Here is a 22,419-nt window from a genome sequence, read left to right as displayed (position 1 = left end):
GTGCCACATCCAGGGAAATCCACGCGAACCGTCCCCCGTCATCCCGGCACGCTTTTGGCCGGGATCCACACCATGCAGCTGATTCCGGCCAAAAGCATGCCGGAATGACGAGAGGTATGCCGGAATGACGAGAGGTATGCCGGAGTGGCGAGAGGTATGCCGGAATGACGAGGGACTGCCTGGTGATTTCTATCGTTTGTCTACTGCTCCGGGAGGCGGACCATGGCTTCCTGGGCGTAGGAGGCGACGAGGGTGCCGTTCTCGGTGAGGATGTCGCCGCGGCCGTAGGCGCGGGCGTGGGCGAGTAGGGGGCTGTGCTGGCGGAGGAGGAGCCAGTCGTCGGTGCGGAAGGTGCGGTGGAACCAGAGGGTGTGGGAGGTGACGGCGGAGAGGAAGGCTGTGCCGTTGCCGCTTTGGGTGAAGCCCTCTTGCGGTAGCAGGGCCGTGCCGATCAGGGTGAGGTCGGTGGCGTAGGCGGCGATCGCGGGCGCCAGCGCGGGGTCGGCCTCCGGCGTGCGCATCCAGAACTCGAATTCCGGTGGGGCGGAGCCGAAGTCCTCGAGATCTACGACGGCCCGGGTCTCCCACGGGAGCAGATCCCACTGCACCTTGTGCTCGGCCGACAACAGAGCGGGCGCGGCGGGTACGGTCTGCCGGTCCGGACCCTGCTCGGGAGTGTGCAGCGAGACCGACGCGGTCGCCACCACGCCCTTGGACTGTTCGGCGACGACCGAGACGGTGGCGAAGGAACGCCCGGCGTGATGGCGGTGCACCCGGTAGCGGATCGGTTCGTCGGCGCTGCCCTCGCGCACGAAGATCGCGTGCAGCGACTTGATCTCTTTGTCCGGAACGCCTGCCGCGGCCGCTCGCGCGAACTGGGCGAGTAGCTGGCCGCCGAACACACGGTGGTAGGCCAAATTCAGGTTGCGGCCCTCGAATACGGCGTCGGCGTCCTCGGTGGACGATGCCGCGCTCAGATCGAGGCTGCTGACGAGATCACTCCACAAATCGGGCATGGCACCGAGTGTAAGACAATTCTCGCTAGACGAGAATATTATTCTCCGTGACGAGCGAAGCCGTGCGCGCAGAAATCCCACGCCTCGGCCGCCGTGATCGGGTGCTGGGTCTCCTCGGCGGAGCTGCCGGCGGACTGCGCGATGAACATCACGGTCTGCATCAGCATGGCCGATGTCCGACGGGAGTTGATATCCGCGCGCAGCTGACCGGCGGCCTTGGCCTTGTCCATCAGCTCGGTGAACAGCGACAGCATCGGCACGTGCGCGACCTTGACGTGTCCGGGGTGCGAGAGCAGCAGCTGCGGCGCGAAATCGGTGAACAGCGGGCGCCGGGCCGCGGGGTCGGGGCGGCACAATTCGAAGAGCAGCTCCACGGCCACCCGCAGCTTTTCGAGGGGTTCGGTCTGCCCGTCGGCGGTGGCGCGCAACTGGTCGGCGGTGCGGCCGAGGGCGTCCTCGAACAGCGCGAGCAGCAGTTCGTGTTTGCCGTCGAACTGCATGTAGAAGCTGCGCAGCGACTGCCGCGAGCGGTCCACCACCTCCTGCACGGTGAAGTCGGTGGTGCCCTTCTCGGTGATGATGGCCTGGGCGGCATCGAGGAACCGCTGTACGCGCTGCTCGGCGCGCAGCTTGGCGGTGCGCAGCGAGCGCTCGACGGCGCGCTGCTTCCAGGCGGGCTTCTCGCTCGGCGTGGTCACCGGCGCCCCGGTTCTCGGTCATTTGAAGAGAACATGAATGTACTGTACCGGAGAACGACATGTTCAAGGTCGGTTCGGAACCAAAGCAATCTCCTTCTGGGAGACTTACCTTTCCTGACATGAGAATGTTATTCTCACCTCACCCGATGACCGCGGCCGGCGCACAGCCCTGCCGACCCGGCGTTTCCCGGAGTTGAGGAGCTCGACGTGTACATCCGCTACGAGGCCGCCGATCGGATCGCCACCATCACACTCGACCGGCCCGAAGCGGCCAACGCGCAGAACCGGGAGTTGCTGGACGAGCTGGACGCCGCCTGGGTGCGCGCCGCCGAGGACGAGGACGTGTCGGTGATCGTGCTGCGGGCGGAGGGCAAGCACTTCTCCTCCGGCCACGACATGCGGGCCACCGGCGGCGCGGACATCACCAAGATCACCCTGCAGCTCATCTACGAGACCGAGGCCCGCCGCTACCTGGAATATTCGCTGCGCTGGCGCAACATCCCGAAACCGTCGATCGCGGCGGTGCAGGGGCGGTGTATCGCGGGCGGCCTGCTGCTGTGCTGGCCGTGCGATCTCATCGTGGCCGCCGACGACGCGAAATTCTCCGATCCGGTGGTGATGATGGGCATCGGCGGCGTCGAATACCACGGGCACACTTGGGAACTCGGGCCGCGCAAGGCGAAGGAGATCCTGTTCACCGGGCGCTCGGTGACCGCCGAGGAGGCCCGGCAGGTCGGCATGGTGAATCAGGTCGTGCCGCGCGCGGAACTCGACGAGCAGACCAGGGCGCTGGCCGAGCGGATCGCGACGATGCCGCCGTTCGGGTTGCGCCAAGCCAAGCGCGCGGTCAATCAGACGCTGGATGTGCAAGGGTTCTACGCCGCGATCCAATCGGTGTTCGACGTGCACCAGACCGGGCACGGCAACGCGCTGAGCGTGAGCGGCTACCCGATCCTGGCCGCGCTGGACGAGATGAAGGCGAAGACCGAGTAGATCCGGCGACATCGTCTGCCGGGCGACCGGCAGCACCCGCACGGTCCGTCTCGCCTCGCGCAGGGGCACGGTGGCCGTACGGGACCACCGGCGCTCCGGGCGGACACGCTCCCGGCGCCACCGCTGTTCCCTTTCGAAACGAGGAAATCCATGCGCGATTCCATCCTTCGCCGGGCCGCGATCTGTTGCGGCGCGACCCTCGTCGCGGCCGTAGCGCTGACCGGCTGCGGGTCCGACGACGAATCCACCGACGCGTCGTCGTCCACGTCGGCCGCGGCGACCAGTTCGGCGGCGGCCCAGGCGGATCCGGCCACGACCAAGGCCGTCACCGACGTCTACACGACCTTCTTCGCCGGCACCACGCCGCCGCAGGACAAAGCCGCGGTGGTGCAGAACGGCGATGTCTTCCGCCCGATCCTGGACGCGCAGGCGGCCAACCCGCAGGCGCAGGGCACCACCGTGACCGTGGCCGCGGTGAAGCCGGTGGACGCCGATCACGCCGACGTCACCTACACGCTGCTGATCGGCGGCAACCCGATGCTGCCCGACCAGACCGGCCAGGCGGTGCGGGAAGCCGGCAAGTGGAAGGTCGCCACCGCCACCTTCTGCGCCCTGCTGGCGATCCAGGGCGGTACCTCCCCGGCCTGCTGAACCCCTTACCCGGGGACCGAAAGTCCGGTGCCGCAACCCTTTCCGGTACCGGACTTCTCCATGTCGCCGCGGTAGCCCCTCGTCAGCGGATGTGCGGCTTCAGAGTTGGGCGAGGCGGGGGGCGGATCGCGACGTGCGGATGTGGGCGCCTGCGGCACGGGTGAGTTCCCTTGTGCTGCCGAGTAAGCCGTCCAGGACCAGGGTGCGGCGGATGTGGCGGTGCAGGTCGTGTTCGGCGGTGAAGCCGATGCCGCCGAGGACCTGCTGGCAGTGGCGGGCGGCGGTGAGTGCCGCCTGGCCCGCGGCGGCCTTGGCCAGTAGGGCGCCCAGATCGGTGTCGGCGTGGGTGAGGGCGGCTTCGGCGCCCTCCAGTGCTACGAGGGTTTCGGCGAGGCGGTGCCGGATGGCCTGGAACGAGGCGATCGGACGGCCGAACTGCTTGCGTTCCAGGGCATGTCGGCGGGCGAGGGCCAGCATGGCGTGCCCGGTGCCGAGCAGCCACCAGCCGAGGGCGCGGCGTCCGGCGGCCAGCGCGGCGGCCGGGAGTTCGGCGCCGGAATCGACGGTGCGCAGCGGCAGTTCTTCGTCCACGGCGGCGCCAGGTTCGGCCGCCCGATCCCACACCACCCACGTGCCACCGGAGAACGGCAGCGGGATGGGTTGTGGCTCAGTCCATTCGGCGGCTTGCCGGACGACGTCGTCGAGTACGGCAGCGTGCGCCCCGGTCTCGCCGAGCAGCCGGAACACCAGCGGCACAGCGACATCGGGCAGCTCGGCGAGCAACTCCGCCCACCCCAACTCGCCCAGCGCGTCATCGAGTTCGGCGGCGCTACCGGTGGTCATAGCCTTGCGCAGCGCATCGGCGAGCAGATCCAGTTCGCCCGCGTCGAGATCGGTCATGCGCACTCCTCGTCCGCTAGTGCCTCGCCCAGAGGGATTGCAGTGGTAGGCCGTTCGTCATTCCGACATGGCCGATGACGGCAAGATGGCATCGGCCCCTCACTCCTTGCCCAGGTCCAGGAGGCGGCGGGCGATGATGTTGCGCTGGATCTCGGCGGTGCCGCCGTAGATGGTGGCGGCGCGGGAGTAGAGGTACTCGGTGCGCCAGTGGGGGTCGGTGAATTCGACTGCGCCGGGGAGCAAGTCGCGGGCGGTGTCGAACAGTCGTTGTTCGGCGGTCGCCAGCAGCACCTTGTCGATCGAGGTCTCCGCGCCCAGCCGCGCGCCCGCGGCGAGGCGGCGCTGGGTGGCGTGGGAGCGGCAGCGGACCGTGTGCAGTGCCAGGTACGCCGCGCCCAGCTCGGCGTCGTCGGGCTCGGCGGTCTGCTCCAGCACCTGGTCCAGCCGGGTGAACAGGTACGCGATCCGATGCCAGAAACAGGTGGAGCGCTCGTAGGGCAGCAGATCCATCGCCACCCGCCAGCCGTCGCCGGGCCGGCCGAGCATGCGGTCGCCCGGAACCACCACGTCGTCGAAGAACACCTCGGCGAACTCGTCGACGCCGTGCATGGTGCGCAGCGGCCGCACGGTGATGCCGGGGGAGTCCATGTCGACGAAGAAGGCGGTGATCCCGTCGTGGCCCGGGCCGGTGCGGGTGAGCAGCACGCAGCGCGCGGCGTACTGGGCCAGACTGGTCCACACCTTCTGCCCGCTGATCACCCAATCACCGTCGCGGGGAACGGCTTTGGTGCTCAGCGAGGCGAGGTCGCTGCCCGACCCCGGCTCGGAGAAGCCCTGGCACCACTGCTCGCGCCCGGACAGCAGCAGCGGCACCATGGCCGCCGCCAGCTCCGGTCGCGCGTAGCTGATCATCGTGGGCGCGAGCACCTCGATCATCGAGTAGATGCCGGGTTCGGCGAGGTCGCGGGAGGCGACCTCCTCACCCAGCACCGCGCGCAAAGCGGCGGGCCCGCCGAGTCCGTTCACCTCGGCGGGCCAGCCGTAACGCATCCAGTCCGCGGCGTACAGCGCGCGCCGCACCCGCAGCAACTGCTCGACCTGCCCGTCCAGCGAGTGGTCCGGGCCGGGCGTCAGGTCGTTCGCGTCCAGCCAGTCGCGCAGGCCCGACCGGAATCGGGCGATCTGCTCGTCCGGGCCGGTGGTCGTGCCCGGCGCCGTCACCGCTCAGACCACCGGCTCGCGGACGATGTCGAGGTAGGCCGCGCCGGAGTCGGGCACCCGCGGCTGCTTCCACACCTCGACCGGGAACGACACCATCACCAGCGACTGCAGCAGGTGGAACAGGTTGCGCACCTCGTCGGGCAGATCGCCCCATTCGTACTTGTCGCAGAACGCCATCGCGGCCTCGAGGCGCGGGAACACCGTGTCGTAGAGGTCCTGCATCTCCGCCATCGAGGAGGCGAGCCGCTTCTGGTAGCGCTCCGGCTCGGTGGGCAGGATCCAGTCGGAGAGCCGCGACCACTCGGCGAACTCCGCGGGGAGCTGCGGTCCGGTGCCGTTACTTTGCGCTGCCATTGCGGTACTCCTCGACGATTCGCTGGGCGGTCTTGTGCAGGTGGCGGAGCAGGATCTCCTGATCGTTGAGCGGGAACTCGGTGACCTCGCGGGTGGCGATCATGGTCTGGGTCGCCTCCAGGGTGTTCGCGTCCTGCAGCGCGTACTCCTTGAAGGTGACCGCGGCCAGTTCCTGGGCGAGCCGCTCGCGGGCGTTGCGGGCGGGCACGAAGTACAGGCTCGCCTCGAAGATGTGCCGGTCCACCGCCGTCGGCCAGTAGTGGTAGGTGAGATACCAGCCGGGCGCCCAGAACAGCAGTGAGAAGTTCGGGAAGAACTCGAATTCGTCCACGCCCCAAGCTCGGTGGCGTGCGGGGTTGATGCCCTCGGGCATCGGGTCGAGGCCCTCGATGTCGGGCTTGTCCCACGGGCCGAACAGCCCGCTGCGCAGCACCCGCTCGATCGGCTTGACCATGTTCGGGTCCTTGGGCGGTGCCATGCCGCCCCATGACGACACCATCGAGTGCGGCGCGTCGATCTCGTAGTGCAGCGCCTCGTAGCCGACGTTGGCCAGCTTGTCGGCCTCGTCCTTGACCGCCTGCTTCATGTGCAGGATCGGCGCGTGATAGAACTCGGCGAACGCGTCGATGAACAGCTTCCAGTTGCTGCCGATGTCGGCGCGGTAGCTGAACACCTCGGTCATCTGCTCGAACGGGTAGCCCTCCAGGCCCTTGGCGAATCCGCCCAGGTACTCGGTGAGCGGCTTGGCGTGCTCGTCGAGGTTGACGAAGATGAACCCCTCCCACACCTCGCAGCGCACCGGCTTGAGACCGAACTTGTCGGAGTCGAGGTCGAAGAACTCCTTCTCCTGCTGGACGAAGGTCAGCTCGCCCTCGAGGCTGTAGCGCCAGGCGTGGTACTTGCAGGTGAACTGGCGGCAGGTGCCGGCGGTCTCCTCGCCCGGGTAGTCATCCCAGACCAGCTTGTTGCCGCGGTGCCGGCAGATGTTGTGGAACGCCCGCACCACGCCCTTGGTGTCCTTGACGATGATGAGCGAGGTGCCGACGCAGGCCAGCTCCTTGGTGAAGTAGCTGCCCGCGCGCGGCAGCCGGTTCACTCGCCCGACGTTGAGCCAGTTCTTGCGGAAGATCGCCTGGCGCTCGTCCTCGTAGAAGGCGGGGTCGATGGAGTCGGTGTAGTCGACCGGCTCGGTGCCCAGTTCCGGGTAGTTCTGGGTCCAGCTCCCGGCGGCCGGTTTGGTGAAGTGTGCCAACGGATTACCTTTCGTAGTCCGGCTGGTGCGCCGAAGGTGTCGGTAGACGGGCCGGCGGGCCGAGCCGGCCCGGATGCCGGTGGCCCTCCGGGCGTGCTTACGAGAATCACATTCTCATATTCGGCTATTAGGTTTCCATGCGGCTGCCATCGTGTCAACGGCCCACCCGCCGGAGCCCGCGAGGATCACACTCTCCAAACCGGGTGTATTGATTATCCAATTCTGAGAAGATAGTTTCCAAACCGGTGACAGAGCCCCTCTCGGGCGGCTCACGGAGGAGGAACCACGGTGAAACCGCAGCGCATAATCGTCGCCTTACTGGCGCTCGCGCTCCTGGTAGCGTCCGGCTGCGCCCGAGAGGGCGGCAGTCGCGGGACCGAGGAGGGCGGCTCGGGCACTGCCGCCGCGTCGGGCAACTTCGGCGACCTGACCGGCGTCTGCGGGCCCGGAAGCGCGAAAACCGCTTCCGCGCAGGGCGTGACGGCGAGTGAGATCCAGGTCGGGATGTTCTCCGACATCGGCTTCACGAAGAACCCCGACTTCGTCGACGCCGCCAAGGTGTTCACCTCCTGGTGCAACGCGGCGGGCGGCATCAACGGCCGCAAGATCGTCAACAAGCTGCGCGACACCAAGCTGATGGAGGTGCGCCAGCGCATGCTGGACGCCTGCCGCGAGGACTTCTTCCTCGTCGGCGGCAGCGCCGCCCTCGACGGCCTGGGCGTGAAGGACCGGTTGTCGTGCCTGCTGCCGGAGTTCCCCGCGCAGGTCACCCAGACCTCGAACACCGGCTCCGACCTGCAACTGGGCGCGGGCTCCTCGGCGTCGGAGCCGGTGAACCCGTACACCGGGTTCCAGGATTGGCTGATCAAGGAGGCCTACCCGGGTTCGGCCGGCGCGGTCGGCATGATCAACGGCGACTCGCCCATCACCAAGGTCATGGGCGACAAGATGGGCGAATCGCTCACCGCCGCGGGCGCGAAGATCGTCTACAACGAGCTGTACCCCATCGCGGGAGTCGCGGACTGGACGCCGTACGCGCAGGCGATCAAGTCCAACAACGTCAAGGGCCTGATCTTCTTCGGCGACTTCCGCTACCTGGCCAAGCTCGAGGACACGCTGACCAGCATGAACTACAAGCTGGACTGGATCGACGCGAACGCCAACTCCTACAACAACATGTTCCTCGACGCGGTCAAGAGTTCGCTGGGCACCCAGAACAACGTGCTCGACATGAGCGGCACCGCCCCGCTGGACGCGGCCGCGAAAGTGCCCGCGGTGCAACAGCTGAAGGACCTGTTCAAGCAGTACGCGCCCGACGCCGACATCACCTTCCAGGTGCTGCGCGCCTTCCAGTCGTGGCTGCTGTTCGCCAAGTCCGCCAGCGGCTGTGGCGACAACCTCACTCGCGCTTGCGTATACAACGCCGCGGCCGCCGAGACCGCGTGGACCGGCGGCGGTCTGCAGGCGCCCGTCGACCTGTCCAAGCCGCTGGCCGAGCAGACCCGCTGCTTCAACGTGCAGAAGGCCACCGCCGACGGCTGGGAGACCGCCGACTTCAAGCCCAACAACGGCGTGTTCCGTTGCGGTTTCACCGCGTACAAGTACACCCGGGACTTCGGCAAGCCGACCACCCTCGCCGATGTCGGCAAGAGCATGACCGATCTGAAGTGACGGAGCTGTCGCACTGATGGAGCAGTTCCTCGCCTTCGGGATCGTCGGTCTCAGCACCGCGGCGATCTATGCCGTGATCGGCAGCGGGCTGGTGCTCACCTACACCACGACCGGCGTGTTCAACTTCGCGCACGGCGCGGCGGGCATGATCTCGGCGTTCGTGTACTGGCAGTTGACCATCGGGTGGGGCTGGCCGGTGCCGATCGCGATCGTCGTGGTGCTGCTGATCTTCGCGCCGCTGTTCGGCCTGGTGTTCGGCAAGGCCCTGGCGCCGACCCAGGGCCTCGGCGACGCCGAGAAACTGGTGATGACCATCGCGCTGCTGAGCGGTCTCATCGTGCTGGCGCGGTGGGTCTGGGACCCCAACAAGTCGCGGTCGCTACCGCGGTTCTTCGCGGACCGGTCCTCGATCGATCTCGGCGCGGTGACGATCACCTGGCATCAGGCGCTCACCATGAGCGTCGCGGTGGTGGTGGCGGTGGCGCTGCGAATCCTGTTGTTCCGCACCAGGACCGGCGCCGAGATGCGGGCGACCGTGGACGACCGGGCGCTGGTGGGTCTCACCGGCGCCGATCCCGGCCGGGCCAACCGGGTCGCCTGGATCCTCGGCATCGAGCTGGCGGCGGTCGGCGGCATCCTCATCGCGCCGACCGTGGCGCTGGACGCCGCGCAGCTGTCGCTGCTGATCGTGAGCGCTTACACCGCAGCCATTTTCGGTCGCCTGCGCAATCTGCCGATGACCTTCGCGGGCGCGGTGGTGGTCGGCCTGATGGAGAGCTACCTGACCGGGTACCTGCCGCAGAACGAGTATCTGCCCGGTCTGCGGCTGGCGGCGCCCGCGCTGCTGCTGTTCCTGGCTCTGCTGATGTTCCCGCACGGCCGGTTGCGTGGCCGGGACCGCAAGCTGAAACCCGTTCCGCTGCCGACGATCAACGGCTCGCTGGCCTTCGCCGCGACCATCGTGGTGATCGGGCTGTTCCTGGCGACCATGCTCGGCGAGGCCGACCTGATCACCTACGGCGCCATGTTCGCCTGGGGCGTGATCGCGCTGTCGTACGTGCCGCTGCTCGGGTTCGCCGGGCAGATCTCGCTGTGCCAGCTCAGTCTCGCCGGGGTCGGGGCGGTGGCCTATTCGCACCTCGGCCCCGACGGCCAGTGGTGGGCGCTGCTCGCGGCGATGGCCATCGCGGGCGTGGTCGGCGCGGTGGTCGCCATCCCGGCGCTGCGGCTGTCGGGGGTGTATCTGGCCCTGGCGACGGCGGCGTTCGCGGTGGTGCTGGACCGGTGGATCTTCACGCTGCCGTCGTTCGAACTGTTCGGGGTTCGGATCGCGCTGTTCGATCAGGGCTCGGTGTCGCTGGTCGGTCCGGACCTGTTCGGCTGGAAACTGAACACCACCGCGGAGATCACCGTGTTCGCCGCGGTGTGCCTGGCGGTGGCGGGCCTGGGCATCGCGGTGTTGCGGCGCAGCCGATTCGGGCGCCGGCTGATCGCGCTGCGCGACAGCGAGGCCGCCTACGCCACCCTCGGCGGCAGCCTGCTGGCGGCGCGGGTGCTGGTGTTCGCGCTGTCGGCCGCCATCGCCGGACTCGGCGGCGCGCTGTACGGGATGCAGTTGCAGGCGGTCGCGCCCGACCAGTTCAATCTCGTTGCGGGACTACCGATTTTCCTGATCGTGACCATCGCCGGACTCGGCGCCGTGGGCGCGGGACTGTTCACCGGTCTCGTCTTCGCGGGTCCGCTCAACGTGATTCCCGTGCTGTGGCCCGGTTTGCAGAACCTGGCCCAGGTACTGCCGTCGCTGGGCGGCATCGCCTTCGGTGGCGGCGTGCTCCGCGAGGGCGCCATCGGGCCGCTGCGCAAGGACTGGTTCCCGATGCTGCGCGACCGGATCGTCGGTCCCGCACTGATTCTCGTACTGCTCGGGCTGTGGGGCCTGCGCCTGATCGACACCATCGACGGCTGGATGTTCACCGCGGGAGCGGTGGTGGCCGCGATCGCCGCGCGCGTCTGGCACGGGGCCAGGACCCGGCCGGAGCCGGGACCGGCCGAGGTGCCGGTGGAGTGGTGGGGCATCAAGCGCCCGTGGAATTCGAAGGACGGGGAGGTGCTCGATCGTGCCGTCGCTGCTGGAAGTTGACGATGTCACCGTCGTGTTCGGCGGCAACCGCGCGCTCGACGGCGCGGGACTGCGGGCCGAACGCGGCGCGGTGACCGGTTTGATCGGGCCCAACGGCGCCGGCAAGAGCACGCTGTTCGACGTGATCTGCGGGCTGCGCAAACCGACCACCGGGCGGGTGGCCATCGGCGGGACCGACGTCACCCGGCTCGGGCCGTCGCGGCGCTCCCGGCACGGCCTGGCCCGCACGTTCCAGCGGCTGGAGTTGTTCGGGCGCTTGACCGTTCGCGACAACCTGCTGGTCGCGGCCGAACTCGGCCGGCACCGGCGGCAGGCGGCCGGGACCGTCACCGAGATCATCGAGCGGCTCGGCCTGCAGGAGGTGGCCGACACCTCCGCCGACGACCTGCCCACCGGCACCGCCCGGCTGGTGGAGGTGGGACGCGCGATCGCGGCGCGCCCGAGCCTGATCCTGCTGGACGAGCCCGCCGCGGGCCAGGACCACACCGAGACCGAGCGTTTCGGTGAGCTACTGCGCTCGCTCGCCGACGACGGCGCCGCGGTGCTGCTCGTAGAACACGACATGGGCCTGGTGATGAACGTGTGCGACGAGGTGTTCGTGCTCGATCTCGGCAAGGTCATCGCCTCCGGCCCGCCCGCGGTGATCCGCGAGGACGAGGTCGTGCTCGCGGCCTATCTGGGAGACGTATGAACGTACAGAGCGAACTCGGGACATCCACGGCCGCAACGGAACCGGACGGTGCAACCCTGCTCGCCCTGCGCGAGGTGCGGGCCGCGTACGACGCCATCACGGTGTTGCACGGCGTGGATCTGGAGGTCGCGTCCGGGCAGGTGGTCGCGTTGCTCGGGCCCAACGGCGCCGGGAAGACCACCGCGCTGAAGGTGATCGCGGGGATCCACCCGATCGCCTCGGGGCGGCTGCTGCTCGGCGGGCGCGACCTGACGGGCGCGCAACCGCGCGACCTCGCGCGGGCGGGCGTGTGCCTGATTCCCGAGGGCCGCGGTGTCTTCCCGAACCTCACCGTGCGCGACAACCTGCTGATGATGACCTTCACCGGCCGCCCGCGCGCGGAGATCGAGGAGATCGCGTTCGCCCGGTTCCCGATCCTCGGCAAGCGCGCCGGGCAGATCGCCGGCACTCTCTCCGGCGGCGAACAGCAGATGCTGGCGCTGGCCCGCGGCCTGGCCACCGATCCCGCGGTGCTGCTGCTCGACGAACTCTCGATGGGCTTGGCGCCCTTGGTCGTCGGGCAGCTCTACGAACAGGTGGCCGAGATCGCCCGGCAGGGAGTCGCGGTGCTCGTGGTCGAGCAGTTCGCCGCCGCCGTGCTGGGCATCGCCGACCACGCCGCCGTGCTGGTGCGCGGGCGCGTCTCGCGGCGAGGACATCCGGATGCGATCCGCGACGAATTGGCAGCCCTCTACCTAGGAAGTTCGACATGACCGAAGCACGCGCGGACCGGTTCGTCCGCGAATTGCAGGAACTGAAGATTCCCGATCCCGCCGCCGGGCGCTCGGGACTGTGGCTGCGCCTGGGCGTGGTGCTCATGGTGGCCGGGCCGGTGATCGCGGTGCTGGCGTACTTCATGTCGCACGGCACCACCGACCCGCTGGCCCAGCGCGACGCCATCACCCTGGCGCTGGCCGGGGTGGCCGCGAGCGTGGTGGGTGCGGCGCTGTTCCTGCGCTATTCCCTGACCAATTTCCTGCGGTTCTGGCTGGCCCGGCAGTCCCACGATCTGGACGAACTCGGAAACCGGGTGGTGGGCAGCGAGATTCGGCTCGACGGCGTCACCTCGGCGTCCTGAGCCGCGCCGCGGGCCGGCGGCGGGTGTACCGAGATGGAGGTGTGGAGGTGTCCGATGACACGACTGCGGGAGGCATGAGTTTCGACCTGTCCGAGGACCAGGAGTTGATCCGGTCGTCGGTGGCCGAGCTGTGCCGCAAGTTCGACGACCAGTACTGGATGCAGAAGGACCGGGACCACGAATTCCCGACGGAGTTCTACCAGGCCATCGCCGCGGGCGGCTGGCTGGGCCTGACCATTCCGGAGGAGTACGGCGGGCACGGGCTGGGCATCACCGAGGCCACCCTGCTGGCCGAGGAGGTCTCCCGCTCCGGCGGCGGCATGAACGCCGCCAGCTCCATCCACATGTCGATCTTCGGTATGCAGCCGGTGGTGGTGCACGGGTCGGAGGAACTCAAGCAGCGGACCCTGCCGCGGGTCGCCACCGGCGACCTGCACGTGTGTTTCGGTGTGACGGAACCCGGTGCGGGACTGGACACTCCGCGCATCACGACGTTCGCGCGCCGCGACGGCGACCACTACATCGTCAACGGGCGCAAGGTGTGGATCTCGAAGGCGATGGAGTCGGAGAAGATCCTGCTGCTCGCGCGGACGCAGAGCTACGCCGAGGTCACCAAGAAGACCGACGGCATGACGCTGTTCCTCACCGATATCGACCGCGCGCACATCGACATTCGGCCGATCGCCAAGATGGGCCGCAATGCCGTCACCTCCAACGAGGTCTTCATCGATGATCTGCGTGTCCCGGTGGAGGACCGGGTCGGCGAGGAGGGCCAAGGGTTCCGGTACCTGCTCGACGGGCTCAACCCCGAACGCATGCTGATCGCCGCCGAGGCGCTCGGCCTGGGCCGGGTGGCGCTGGACCGGGCCGTGCGATATGCCAAGGAACGCGTGGTGTTCGACCGGCCGATCGGCAAGAACCAGGCCATCCAGTTCCCGCTGGCCGACTCGCTGGCCCGCCTGGACGCCGCCGAACTCATCCTGCGCAAGGCCACCTGGCGCTACGATAACGGGAAATCCTGTGGGCGCGAGGCGAATACGGCGAAATACCTGTGCGCCGACGCCGGATTCACCGCCGCCGACCGCGCCCTGCAGACGCACGGCGGCATGGGGTACGCGGAGGAGTACCACGTGGCCCGCTACTTCCGGGAGGCGCGCGTGATGCGCATCGCTCCGGTCAGCCAAGAAATGATCTTGAACTATCTGGGTTCGCACACCCTGGGAATGCCGAGGAGCTACTGATGACCCAGCAGGGACTGTTCGACCTCACCGGGCGCTCGGCGCTGGTCACCGGCGCGGCCGGGGGGATCGGCTCGGCCGTGGCGCAGGCGCTGGCCACCGCGGGCGCGGCCGTGCTGGTCACCGATCGCGACGGTGACGCCGCCGCGGCCGTCGCGGAGAAGATCACCGGAAACGGCGGCGCCGCGGCGAGTTTCGCGTTCGACGTCACCGATCGGGACGCTGCCGACGCCGCCGCCGAACGGGCTGCCGCGCTCACCGGCGGGGCGCTGCACATCCTGGTGAACAATGCCGGGGTCACCGCGCCCGCGATGTTCGCCAAGACCACCGCCGAATCGGTCAAGCGGCTGTTCGACATTCACGCGCTGGGCACGATCAACTGCACGCAGGCCGCGCTGGCCTACCTGCCCACCGACGGCACGGGGCGCGTCATCAACGTCACCTCCGCCGCGGGACTCGTGGGCACGCTCGGCCAGGTGAACTATTCGGCCGCCAAGGCCGCCATCATCGGGATCACCAAATCGCTGGCGAAAGAGCTGGCGCGCAAGAACATTCTGGTCAACGCGCTCGCTCCGCTGGCCGCGACGCCGATGACCGAGACCATCCGCACCGACGAGAAGTTCTCCCGGGCGATGCTCGACCGTATTCTGTTGCGGCGCTGGGCCGAACCGGAGGAAGTGGCGGGCGCGTTCGTCTTCCTCGCCTCCGACGCGGCCTCGTTCATCACCGGGCAGGTGCTGCCGGTGGACGGCGGCACGGTGATCTGATGGACGCCCACACCGGGGGCCCGCTGGCCGGGATCACGGTCGTCGCCCTGGAGCAGGCGGTGTCGGCGCCCATGTGCACCCGGACGCTGGCCGATTTCGGCGCGCGGGTGATCAAGGTGGAGAACCCTGCCGGTGGCGACTTCGCCCGGTACTACGACGAGGTGGTGCACGGCCAGGCCGCCCACTTCGTCTGGGTGAACCGGGGCAAGGAGTCGGTGACGCTGGACCTGAAAACTGAAGCGGGAGTAGCACTGCTGCATCGGCTGCTGGCGCGGGCCGACGTGCTGGTGTCCAATCTGGCGCCCGGCGCGACCGCGCGGCTGGGGCTGGCGCCCGCCGATCTCGCCGCGCGCTATCCCGAGCTGATCGCGGTGGAGATCGACGGTTTCGGGGCCGGGGGGCCGCTGTCGCACAAGCGGGCCTACGACCTGCTGGTGCAGGCCGAGTCCGGGGTGTGCGCGGTGACCGGCACCGCCGATGCCCCGGCCAAGCCGGGGCCGCCCGTCGCGGACGTCACCACCGGACTGTATGCGGCGCTGTCGATCCTGGCGGCGCTGCACGGGCGTACGCGCGGATCGGCGCACGGCGGCACCATCGCGGTGAGCCTGTTCGACACGATGGCCGAGATGATGGGCTACCACCTCACCTACGCCCGGCATGCCGGAGTCGATCAGCAGCCGCTCGGGATGAGTTCGCCGGCTGTGGCGCCCTACGGGGCGTACCCGACCGCCGACGGCCGCACCGTGGTGCTCGGCACGACCAACGACCGCGAGTGGCAGCGGCTGGCCACCGAGATCCTCGGCCGCCCGGATCTGGCTGCGGCGGAACGCTTCCGGACCAACTCGGGCCGGGTGCGGCATCGGGCCGAACTGGACGAGGCGATCGGGGCGTGGTGCGGGCGGCACGACTTGGCGCACATCCAGAAGACCGCCGACGACGCCGGTATCGGCAATTCCTGCTACAACCGCCCCAGCGAGGTACTCGACCACCCGCAACTGGTGGAACGCGACCGCTGGCGCACCATCGACACCCCGGGCGGACCGATCCCGTCGCTGCTGCCGCCCGCCGTGCTGCCCGGATACGAGCCGCCGATGGGTCCGGTCCCGGGCCTGGGCGAGCATACCGACCCGGTACTCAGCGAGATCGGCTGTACGACAGCGGAACTGGTTGATCTGCGCCGATCAGGTGTGATCGGGGGCGGGCGATGAGCGGGGCAGTGCGCGCAGGAGGACCTGGACGATCCGCGCTGGCGCCGATGTGGCGAGGTGGGATCCGCCGCCCTGGTTTGCCTTTGGTCACCCTTCGGGACGCGCGGGTTGCATGTGGTCCATGGCCGGTGCGCTGCTGTGCGGAAAGGTATTCTGCCCCGGCCTTGTGGCGGGCGTCGTGCACCGGGGTGGGCGTCGAAATATGCAGTGCTGAAGCGCATTTCGACACGTCGAATGTCGAAACGAGCCCCCTTCGGGCATATTTCGCCGGGGCAGGCGAGCTGCGGCCGAATGAGGGCGCGGAATGAGCGGCGAACCGGTGCTGCTGGTCGACGATCGGGACGGGGTGCGCACGCTGACGCTGAACCGGCCGCACCGCAAGAACGCTATCGACGCGGAGCTGTGGGTGGTGCTCGCCGAGGCGCTGCGGGAGGTGGCCGAGGATCGTTCGGTGCGGGCGGTGGTGGTTACCGGTGCGGGTGGGGCGTTTTGCTCGGGCGCGGATATTTCGGTGCCGGACAACAATCATCCGATCTATCGGATGCGGGCGCTGACCGATGTCGCGGTGTTGCTGCACGAGGTGCCGCAGCCGACGGTCGCGAAGGTCGGGGGCGTCGCGGTTGGGGCGGGGTGGAATCTCGCGCTGGGGTGCGATCTTGTGGTCGCCACTCCGGAGTCGACTTTTGCGCAGATCTTCGCCCGGCGCGGTCTCTCGCTGGACCTCGGCGGGTCGTGGCTGCTGCCCCGGCTGGTCGGCCTACAGCAGGCCAAGCGGCTGGCGCTGCTGGCCGAGACCATCGATGCGAAGCAGGCGCGCGATCTCGGACTAGTGACCTGGGTGGTGCCCGGGGACGAGATCGATGAGTTCGTGGTCGACCTGGGCGGCCGCCTGGCCGCCGGGCCCCCGGTGGCCCTAGCCCAGACCAAGGCCCTGCTGAACGACGGCGCGGACGCGACGCTGCGGGAGGCGCTCGCGGCGGAGGCACGCGCCCAGGGCATCAATTTCGCGACCGCGGACGCCCCGGAGGCGTTCGCGGCCTTCGCCGAACGGCGCGAGCCCCGGTACACCGGCCGCTGGACCGTGCACCGTCCGCCGCTTCGCGCGAGCAACGAGACCGAGAACGGGAGATAGCAGATGCGTGAGGTAGTCATCGCGGGAGCGGTCCGCACCGCCGTCGGCAAACGCAACGGCGGACTGTCCGGAGTGCATCCGGCCGACCTGTCCGCACACGTCCTCAACGCGCTGGCCGAGCGCACCGGCCTGGACCCGGCGGTGGTGGACGACGTGATCTGGGGCTGTGTCTCGCAGGTGGGCGATCAGTCCAGCAATATCGGGCGGTACGCGGTGCTGGCGGCGGGCTGGCCGGAGAGTATCCCGGGCACCACGGTGAACCGGGCGTGCGGATCCAGCCAGCAGGCAGTGGATTTCGCGGCGCAGGCGGTGCTGTCCGGGCAGCAGGAGGTCGTGGTCGCGGGCGGTGTCGAGGTGATGAGCCGGGTGCCGCTGGGCGCGGCCCGTGCCTCCGGTCAGCCGTACGGGCCGAAGGCGTTGGCGCGCTACGACGACTTCTCGTTCAATCAGGGTCTCTCGGCCGAATTGATCGCGCAGAAGTGGGGTTTCAGCCGCACGCGGCTGGACGAGTACTCCGCGCTGTCGCACGAGCGGGCCGCCGCCGCGCAGGATGCGGGCGTGTTCGCCGGTCAGATCGTCTCCGTCGCAACGGATTCCGGCGTGGTGACCGAGGATGAGGGCATCCGGCGGGGTACCACGGTGGAGAAGCTCGCCGGTCTGAAGCCCGCGTTCCGCGAGGACGGGGTGATCCATGCCGGAAATTCCTCACAGATCTCCGACGGCGCCGCCGCGCTGGTGCTGACCACCCCGGAGAAGGCTCGAGAACTCGGGCTGACCCAGTTGGTGCGCTACCGCGCGGGCGCGGTGGCGGGTTCCGACCCGGTGCTGATGCTCACCGGCCCGATCCCCGCGACCGAAAAGGTCTTGGGGAAGGCGGGTTTGGGGCTCGCCGACATCGGCGTGTTCGAGGTGAACGAGGCCTTCGCCTCCGTGCCGCTGGCCTGGCTGGCCGAGACCGGCGCGGATCCCGCACTGACCAATCCGCTCGGTGGCGCCATCGCGCTCGGCCATCCGCTGGGCGGGTCGGGCGCGGTGCTGCTGACCCGGATGATCCACCACATGCGCGACAACGGGATTCGCTACGGGCTGCAGACCATGTGCGAGGGCGGCGGTACCGCCAATGCCACTGTGGTCGAGCTGATTTCCTGAACGGAGGCACGGCGTGCGACGAGAATTGTTCACCGGCGACCACGAGGCGTTCCGGCAACTGGCACGGGACTTCATCGAGAAGCGGATCGTGCCGGACTACCCCGAGTGGGAGAAGTCGGGCGTCATGCCGTTGGAGATCTTCGCGGAGATGGGCGAACTCGGGCTGCTCGGGTTCGCGCTGCCCGAGGAGTACGGGGGTGCGGGGCTGCGCGACTACCGCTACAACGTGGTCCTGCAGGAGGAGGCCGCCCGCGCGCTGGTCACCCTCGGCACCGTGCGTACCCAGCTCGACGTGATCCTGCCGTACTTCCTGGAATACGCCGACGCCGCGCAGCGAGAGCGCTGGTTCCCGGGCCTCGCGGCGGGCCGGCTGCTCACCGCGATCGCCATGACCGAGCCGGGCACGGGTTCAGACCTGGCGGGCATGCGGACCAGCGCAGTGCGCGACGGGGACCACTATATCCTCAACGGCGCCAAGACCTTCATCACCGGCGGCCTGCTCGCCGATCTGGTGATCGTGGTCGCCCGCACGGCCACCGATCCGGACAATCGCCGCGCCGGACTCACGCTGCTGGTCGTCGAGGACGGCATGGCGGGTTTCACGCGCGGCCGCATGCTGGACAAGATGGGCTGCAAGGTGCAGGACACCATGGAGCTGTCGTTCACCGATGTCCGGGTTCCGATCGAGAACCGGCTCGGCGAGGAGGGTGCGGCGTTCGGCTACCTCGGCCACAACCTGCCGCAGGAACGGCTGACCGTGGCGGTCGGCTCGGTGGCCCAAGCCCGCGCCGCGATCGCCGCGACCATCGACTACACCAAGCAGCGCAACGCCTTCGGCACGCCGGTCGCCTCGTTCCAGAACACCAAATTCGAACTGGCCGCGATGTCCACGGAGGTGGAGGCGGCGCAGACGATGATCGACCGCGCGGTGCGCGATCTGATCGACGGCGTCCTGTCCGGCGCGGACGCGGCGCGCGTGAAACTGTTCTGCACCGAGGTCCAGGCCCGCGTGGTCGACCGCTGCCTGCAACTGTTCGGCGGATACGGGTACATGATGGAGTATCCGATCGCGCGCCTGTACACCGATGCGCGGGTGGCGCGGATCTACGCCGGCACCAGCGAGGTCATGAAGATGATCGTGGCGCGGGATCTGGGCTTGTAATTCCCGTGTCATGAGTTGAGGTAGTGCTCGATGTTCTCGAGGTGGCGGGACCGGATGAGTTCGTATCCGGTTTCGGCGTCGCACAGGCGGTAGCCGTCGGGGCCGGTGCCCGCGATCGAACGATCCATGCGGTATCCCGCCTTCTGAGCGCGCTTTTCGAGCCATGTCGCGCGTTCGCGGTCTGGGTCGTTGGTGAACATGTAGTCCGTGATCGGCATCAGTTGTAGCCGTCCGGGTTCACTCGCGCCGGCAGATCCAGCACCCTGCTTACGCACTGCTTCACAAAGTCCATGATTGTGGGGGCTCCCGATGGCTGTCCGGTTTTATGCGACCGGCTTCGATCAGTGTCTGTAGGGCGAAGCGCTGTCTCACGCAGCGGCATTCGCGATGTAATTGCATTTCCCGATGTGCTTCCGCGATGCTCAGCGGGCGTGTCGGTGCGGTACAGGTGGACAGGAATTCCTGTGCCGCATACGGATTCGCGTCGGCCGCGTGCGTGCGGTGCGTGGTGGTGATCGGGTGTTCGTCGTTGTTGTGGTCTGGGGGCCACAGGCAGGACAGTCCGATAGCGATAGGAAACGCGACCGCGGACACCGAGACGGTGGTCAGCGCGATGGTCCATGCGTTCATTGGATTGATTTCATTGGTGGTAGCCCCCAGATGCGTCTAACTTGGTGTGTCGTAACGGGAATCGCGCTCGAAAAGAACAGCACAGCCATGCGGTGACTGCCAGCGAAACAGGCTATTCAGTCCAATGTCGCTTGAATTTATGGTGTTTCCGCATGATCCGACTCATGTTGTACGACTCACCTTGCGTGTTAGCGTTGATTCGCTTTAGCGCGCGGAGTCATCACTAGGAACGGGGAGGTTCGGATAGTGACAGACCACAGCCAGGCAGAAGAGAGCCCACGGATACCCACGCTCCCCAGAAGGCAGCTCGCTCGGATCCTGCGGGACGGGCGCGACACGGCCGGACTCTCCATCGCGCGTGCCGCGATGTTGGTCGACCTGTCCAAAGCGGCGCTACAGCGGTATGAGACTGGACGGAACGCACGAATCTCGCGCCCGCACATCCGCGCGCTCTGTGAGCTGTACGAGTTCGACGGCGAGCGAACGAAGTTCATGCTGGAACTAGCGGAGGCGGCGAGGCAGCGCTCGCAGACCGAGAATTATGGGGACATCATCTCGGACACGTTCCAACTCTTCATCGGGCTGGAAACGATTGCTGTGAAACAGTTTTCATACTCACTCATTGTGCCTGGATTGCTGCAGACACGTGCATACGCTGAGGCGATCACAAGAAAGTACGTCGAAGAGAACGACGAGCTGACGGTTTTTGCAGTTGATCGGCTAGTGAATTTGCGGATCGACCGGCAACGCGCAATCAAACGATCCGTCGACCCGATGCGCTTGGAGGCGATAATCGACGAAGCGGCTCTCTATCAGCAGGTGGGTAACATGGATACCATGCGCGAGCAACTGGGCTACCTGCTCGATATGAGCCAGAGCCCCAGTGTGACACTCCGTATCCACCCGTTCTCCGCCGGATTTCCGCTCGGTATTCCGAACGCCACCTTCATGATTCTCGATTTTCCGAAGGCGCAATCGGGCGAAATACCGGAACCGCCACTCGCTTTTCTGGAGTCATCTTGGAGCGATGCCTACATGAACGACGCCAAAACGTTGGAACAATACATGAAGTTTGCTGAGTCGGTGCGCAAGGAGTCCTACAGTCAAAGCGATACCCGCAAGATCATAAGAACAGTAATCAAGAGGTATGAGAAATGAACTGGTTCAAATCAAGCTACAGCGCGAACGCCGGTCAGTGCGTTGAGGTTTCGTGGTTGCCTGACGGCCAGGTCGGCGTCCGTGACAGTAAGAACCCCGATGCGGGTCATCTGACGTTCGCGCCTGGTGAGTGGGACGCGTTCACGGCAGGCGTGGGGAGCGGGGAGTTCGAGCGTCCCAGCGCATAACCGCTATGCCGTAGGTTGCGCGGAAGTGATACGAGTCCGGTACCCGCCGAAGGGGTATCGGGCTCGTATCGTCTCTGGAGAACCCTCACCTGCGGCTCGTCATCGCTCGTGCTCGCCGATGGTTAGGACGAGTTTGCCGATGGTGCGGCCCTTTCCGACGAGTTGGTTGGCGGCGGCCGCGTGTTCCAGTGGTAGTTCCTTGTCGACGTGGACCCGCAGGGCGGAGTCGCGGACCAGGGTGGCGAGGGCCTCGAGCCCGGTGTGATCGGGCTCGACCAGATACGCGGTGGCTCGTACGCCCAATTCCGCTGCGCGGCGGGACATGCCGGGGGACCAGGCGCCCTGGGCGTTGACGAGAATGCCGCCGGGGCGCAGGCATTCGAGTGCGCGCAACGCGGCCTCGCCACCGAACATCTGGATCACGATGTCGGCGTCGCGGACCACCGTGGTGATGTCGGTGGTGGTGTAGTCGATGACCTCGTCGGCGCCCAGTGCGGTGACGAAGGCGTGTTTCGCGGCGCGGGCGGTGGCGATCACGTGGGCGCCGCGCGCCTTGGCGATCTGCACGGCCAGATGTCCGACGCCGCCCGCGGCCGCCGTGATCAGCACTCGGTCGCCCGGTCCGGCGTCGGCCACGTCGACGAGCATCTGCCACGCCGTGAGACCGGCCAGGGTGAGCGCGGCCGCCTGGGTGAAGCTCAGTTCGCCGGGCATGGGGGCGAGGTGGCGGGCGGGCGCGGTCACGTACTCGGCGTAGGCGCCCGCCGCGCGCGGGAACCAGGGCATGCCGAAAACCTTGTCGCCGGGACGGAATCGGGTCGTGCCGTATCCGACCTGCTCCACCACGCCGGCGACGTCCCAGCCGTTGACGAAGGGCAGGTCGAGCACGCTGTTGTAGGCCAGGCCGCGGGCGGTGTAGTAGTCGACCGGGTTCACGCCCGCCGCAACGACTTTGACCAGGACTTCGCCGAAAACCGGTTCAGGCCGGTCGATTTCGGCCAGACGCATGTTCTCGGGGTCGCCCCACTCCTGCTGTACCACTGCTCGCATGTGCCGTCCTTCCATCATGTATGTGGACGACCG

The 22,419-nt window shown here is 67.9% G+C and carries 24 protein-coding genes; 15 read left to right on the top strand and 9 right to left on the bottom strand.

Annotated elements, in window-relative coordinates; genetic code table 11:
• Nucleotides 1-200: 200 nt before the first annotated feature.
• Together QH470_RS06285 and QH470_RS06280 are read right to left on the bottom strand one after the other, a co-directional pair.
• Nucleotides 201-1,016, bottom strand: a complete 816-nt coding sequence (locus QH470_RS06285) for an acyl-CoA thioesterase (protein WP_280271315.1) — start codon at nucleotides 1,014-1,016, stop codon at nucleotides 201-203.
• A 38-nt stretch (nucleotides 1,017-1,054) separates the two neighbouring features.
• The gene (locus QH470_RS06280; RefSeq protein ID WP_280271314.1) at nucleotides 1,055-1,714 is read right to left on the bottom strand and encodes a TetR/AcrR family transcriptional regulator; all 660 of its coding nucleotides are present in this window, start codon (nucleotides 1,712-1,714) and stop codon (nucleotides 1,055-1,057) included.
• Nucleotides 1,715-1,921: 207 nt separating this feature from the next.
• Between QH470_RS06280 and QH470_RS06275 the strand changes: the two genes are divergently transcribed.
• Together QH470_RS06275 and QH470_RS06270 are read left to right on the top strand one after the other, a co-directional pair.
• On the top strand, nucleotides 1,922-2,707 hold the full coding sequence (locus QH470_RS06275) for an enoyl-CoA hydratase (protein WP_280271313.1): 786 nt from the start codon (nucleotides 1,922-1,924) through the stop codon (nucleotides 2,705-2,707).
• Nucleotides 2,708-2,857: 150 nt separating this feature from the next.
• Nucleotides 2,858-3,358, top strand: a complete 501-nt coding sequence (locus QH470_RS06270) for an MTB12 C-terminal domain-containing protein (RefSeq protein ID WP_280271312.1) — start codon at nucleotides 2,858-2,860, stop codon at nucleotides 3,356-3,358.
• 99 nt (nucleotides 3,359-3,457) lie between these two features.
• Here the strand turns inward: QH470_RS06270 and QH470_RS06265 are convergent, their stop codons facing one another.
• From QH470_RS06265 to QH470_RS06250, 4 genes are all read right to left on the bottom strand, one after another.
• Complete coding sequence (locus tag QH470_RS06265; protein ID WP_280271311.1) at nucleotides 3,458-4,258, bottom strand: acyl-CoA dehydrogenase family protein; 801 nt, start codon at nucleotides 4,256-4,258, stop codon at nucleotides 3,458-3,460.
• A gap of 99 nt (nucleotides 4,259-4,357) precedes the next feature.
• Nucleotides 4,358-5,479, bottom strand: coding sequence for an acyl-CoA dehydrogenase family protein (locus QH470_RS06260; RefSeq protein WP_280271310.1), 1,122 nt, complete (start codon nucleotides 5,477-5,479; stop codon nucleotides 4,358-4,360).
• 3 nt (nucleotides 5,480-5,482) lie between these two features.
• Nucleotides 5,483-5,833, bottom strand: a complete 351-nt coding sequence (locus tag QH470_RS06255) for a hypothetical protein (protein ID WP_280271309.1) — start codon at nucleotides 5,831-5,833, stop codon at nucleotides 5,483-5,485.
• Nucleotides 5,817-7,085 (bottom strand): aromatic ring-hydroxylating oxygenase subunit alpha, encoded by a 1,269-nt coding sequence (locus QH470_RS06250; protein ID WP_280271308.1) that lies wholly within the window; start codon nucleotides 7,083-7,085, stop codon nucleotides 5,817-5,819. The genes QH470_RS06255 and QH470_RS06250 overlap by 17 nt, the downstream gene beginning before the upstream one ends.
• Before the next feature lie 288 nt (nucleotides 7,086-7,373).
• Here QH470_RS06250 and QH470_RS06245 point away from each other — a divergent pair, with 288 nt between their 5' ends.
• The 11 genes from QH470_RS06245 to QH470_RS06195 all read left to right on the top strand — a co-directional run bounded on the left by QH470_RS06245 (nucleotide 7,374) and on the right by QH470_RS06195 (nucleotide 19,360).
• Nucleotides 7,374-8,756, top strand: coding sequence for an ABC transporter substrate-binding protein (locus tag QH470_RS06245; protein ID WP_280271307.1), 1,383 nt, complete (start codon nucleotides 7,374-7,376; stop codon nucleotides 8,754-8,756).
• Nucleotides 8,757-8,772: 16 nt separating this feature from the next.
• Nucleotides 8,773-10,896: a branched-chain amino acid ABC transporter permease gene (locus QH470_RS06240; RefSeq protein ID WP_280271306.1), complete on the top strand. Its 2,124-nt coding sequence runs from the start codon at nucleotides 8,773-8,775 to the stop codon at nucleotides 10,894-10,896.
• Nucleotides 10,874-11,587 (top strand): ABC transporter ATP-binding protein, encoded by a 714-nt coding sequence (locus QH470_RS06235; RefSeq protein ID WP_280271305.1) that lies wholly within the window; start codon nucleotides 10,874-10,876, stop codon nucleotides 11,585-11,587. The genes QH470_RS06240 and QH470_RS06235 overlap by 23 nt, the downstream gene beginning before the upstream one ends.
• The gene (locus tag QH470_RS06230) at nucleotides 11,584-12,339 is read left to right on the top strand and encodes an ABC transporter ATP-binding protein (RefSeq protein ID WP_280271304.1); all 756 of its coding nucleotides are present in this window, start codon (nucleotides 11,584-11,586) and stop codon (nucleotides 12,337-12,339) included. Before QH470_RS06235 ends, QH470_RS06230 begins: the two co-directional genes overlap by 4 nt.
• Nucleotides 12,336-12,704 (top strand): hypothetical protein, encoded by a 369-nt coding sequence (locus tag QH470_RS06225; RefSeq protein WP_280271303.1) that lies wholly within the window; start codon nucleotides 12,336-12,338, stop codon nucleotides 12,702-12,704. The genes QH470_RS06230 and QH470_RS06225 overlap by 4 nt, the downstream gene beginning before the upstream one ends.
• Nucleotides 12,705-12,778: 74 nt before the next feature.
• The gene (locus tag QH470_RS06220) at nucleotides 12,779-13,945 is read left to right on the top strand and encodes an acyl-CoA dehydrogenase family protein (protein WP_280271323.1); all 1,167 of its coding nucleotides are present in this window, start codon (nucleotides 12,779-12,781) and stop codon (nucleotides 13,943-13,945) included.
• Complete coding sequence (locus tag QH470_RS06215) at nucleotides 13,945-14,709, top strand: SDR family NAD(P)-dependent oxidoreductase (RefSeq protein WP_280271302.1); 765 nt, start codon at nucleotides 13,945-13,947, stop codon at nucleotides 14,707-14,709. The genes QH470_RS06220 and QH470_RS06215 overlap by 1 nt, the downstream gene beginning before the upstream one ends.
• Nucleotides 14,709-15,917 (top strand): CaiB/BaiF CoA transferase family protein, encoded by a 1,209-nt coding sequence (locus QH470_RS06210; protein WP_280271301.1) that lies wholly within the window; start codon nucleotides 14,709-14,711, stop codon nucleotides 15,915-15,917. Before QH470_RS06215 ends, QH470_RS06210 begins: the two co-directional genes overlap by 1 nt.
• Before the next feature lie 304 nt (nucleotides 15,918-16,221).
• Entirely contained in the window at nucleotides 16,222-17,049 is an 828-nt protein-coding gene (locus tag QH470_RS06205; protein ID WP_280271300.1) for an enoyl-CoA hydratase/isomerase family protein, read from the top strand.
• 3 nt (nucleotides 17,050-17,052) lie between these two features.
• Entirely contained in the window at nucleotides 17,053-18,198 is a 1,146-nt protein-coding gene (locus QH470_RS06200) for a thiolase family protein (protein ID WP_280271299.1), read from the top strand.
• A 13-nt stretch (nucleotides 18,199-18,211) separates the two neighbouring features.
• Nucleotides 18,212-19,360, top strand: a complete 1,149-nt coding sequence (locus QH470_RS06195; protein ID WP_280271298.1) for an acyl-CoA dehydrogenase family protein — start codon at nucleotides 18,212-18,214, stop codon at nucleotides 19,358-19,360.
• 8 nt (nucleotides 19,361-19,368) lie between these two features.
• Here the strand turns inward: QH470_RS06195 and QH470_RS06190 are convergent, their stop codons facing one another.
• Nucleotides 19,369-19,578 carry a hypothetical protein gene (locus QH470_RS06190; RefSeq protein ID WP_280271297.1) on the bottom strand — a complete coding sequence of 70 codons (210 nt, stop codon included), beginning with the start codon at nucleotides 19,576-19,578 and terminating at the stop codon, nucleotides 19,369-19,371.
• 61 nt (nucleotides 19,579-19,639) lie between these two features.
• The gene (locus tag QH470_RS06185; protein WP_280271296.1) at nucleotides 19,640-19,990 is read right to left on the bottom strand and encodes a hypothetical protein; all 351 of its coding nucleotides are present in this window, start codon (nucleotides 19,988-19,990) and stop codon (nucleotides 19,640-19,642) included.
• Nucleotides 19,991-20,236: 246 nt separating this feature from the next.
• On the opposite strand from QH470_RS06185, the gene QH470_RS06180 reads away from it, so the two are divergent.
• Together QH470_RS06180 and QH470_RS06175 are read left to right on the top strand one after the other, a co-directional pair.
• Entirely contained in the window at nucleotides 20,237-21,148 is a 912-nt protein-coding gene (locus QH470_RS06180) for a helix-turn-helix domain-containing protein (RefSeq protein WP_280271295.1), read from the top strand.
• Nucleotides 21,145-21,336, top strand: a complete 192-nt coding sequence (locus tag QH470_RS06175; protein WP_280271294.1) for a DUF397 domain-containing protein — start codon at nucleotides 21,145-21,147, stop codon at nucleotides 21,334-21,336. Before QH470_RS06180 ends, QH470_RS06175 begins: the two co-directional genes overlap by 4 nt.
• Before the next feature lie 99 nt (nucleotides 21,337-21,435).
• Here QH470_RS06175 and QH470_RS06170 read toward each other — a convergent pair whose 3' ends face one another.
• Nucleotides 21,436-22,386, bottom strand: a complete 951-nt coding sequence (locus tag QH470_RS06170; RefSeq protein WP_280271293.1) for an NADP-dependent oxidoreductase — start codon at nucleotides 22,384-22,386, stop codon at nucleotides 21,436-21,438.
• Between the last annotated feature and the right edge of the window lie 33 nt (nucleotides 22,387-22,419).

It is taken from the genome of Nocardia wallacei (genome assembly GCF_029868745.1).
Classification (GTDB): Bacteria; Actinomycetota; Actinomycetes; order Mycobacteriales; family Mycobacteriaceae; genus Nocardia; species Nocardia wallacei_B.
This window is presented reverse-complemented; position numbering and strand designations above follow the sequence as displayed.

Excerpts from the sequence above, each read along its gene's own strand:
- QH470_RS06285 (WP_280271315.1), bottom strand. The coding sequence starts at position 1,016 with ATGCCCGATTTGTGGAGTGATCTCGTCAGCAGCCTCGATCTGAGCGCG.
- QH470_RS06270 (WP_280271312.1), top strand. The coding sequence starts at position 2,858 with ATGCGCGATTCCATCCTTCGCCGGGCCGCGATCTGTTGCGGCGCGACC.
- QH470_RS06265 (WP_280271311.1), bottom strand. The coding sequence starts at position 4,258 with ATGACCGATCTCGACGCGGGCGAACTGGATCTGCTCGCCGATGCGCTG.
- QH470_RS06255 (WP_280271309.1), bottom strand. The coding sequence starts at position 5,833 with ATGGCAGCGCAAAGTAACGGCACCGGACCGCAGCTCCCCGCGGAGTTC.
- QH470_RS06240 (WP_280271306.1), top strand. The coding sequence starts at position 8,773 with ATGGAGCAGTTCCTCGCCTTCGGGATCGTCGGTCTCAGCACCGCGGCG.
- QH470_RS06230 (WP_280271304.1), top strand. The coding sequence starts at position 11,584 with ATGAACGTACAGAGCGAACTCGGGACATCCACGGCCGCAACGGAACCG.
- QH470_RS06225 (WP_280271303.1), top strand. The coding sequence starts at position 12,336 with ATGACCGAAGCACGCGCGGACCGGTTCGTCCGCGAATTGCAGGAACTG.
- QH470_RS06220 (WP_280271323.1), top strand. The coding sequence starts at position 12,779 with ATGAGTTTCGACCTGTCCGAGGACCAGGAGTTGATCCGGTCGTCGGTG.
- QH470_RS06215 (WP_280271302.1), top strand. The coding sequence starts at position 13,945 with ATGACCCAGCAGGGACTGTTCGACCTCACCGGGCGCTCGGCGCTGGTC.
- QH470_RS06210 (WP_280271301.1), top strand. The coding sequence starts at position 14,709 with ATGGACGCCCACACCGGGGGCCCGCTGGCCGGGATCACGGTCGTCGCC.
- QH470_RS06205 (WP_280271300.1), top strand. The coding sequence starts at position 16,222 with ATGAGCGGCGAACCGGTGCTGCTGGTCGACGATCGGGACGGGGTGCGC.
- QH470_RS06200 (WP_280271299.1), top strand. The coding sequence starts at position 17,053 with ATGCGTGAGGTAGTCATCGCGGGAGCGGTCCGCACCGCCGTCGGCAAA.
- QH470_RS06190 (WP_280271297.1), bottom strand. The coding sequence starts at position 19,578 with ATGCCGATCACGGACTACATGTTCACCAACGACCCAGACCGCGAACGC.
- QH470_RS06185 (WP_280271296.1), bottom strand. The coding sequence starts at position 19,990 with ATGAACGCATGGACCATCGCGCTGACCACCGTCTCGGTGTCCGCGGTC.
- QH470_RS06175 (WP_280271294.1), top strand. The coding sequence starts at position 21,145 with ATGAACTGGTTCAAATCAAGCTACAGCGCGAACGCCGGTCAGTGCGTT.
- QH470_RS06170 (WP_280271293.1), bottom strand. The coding sequence starts at position 22,386 with ATGCGAGCAGTGGTACAGCAGGAGTGGGGCGACCCCGAGAACATGCGT.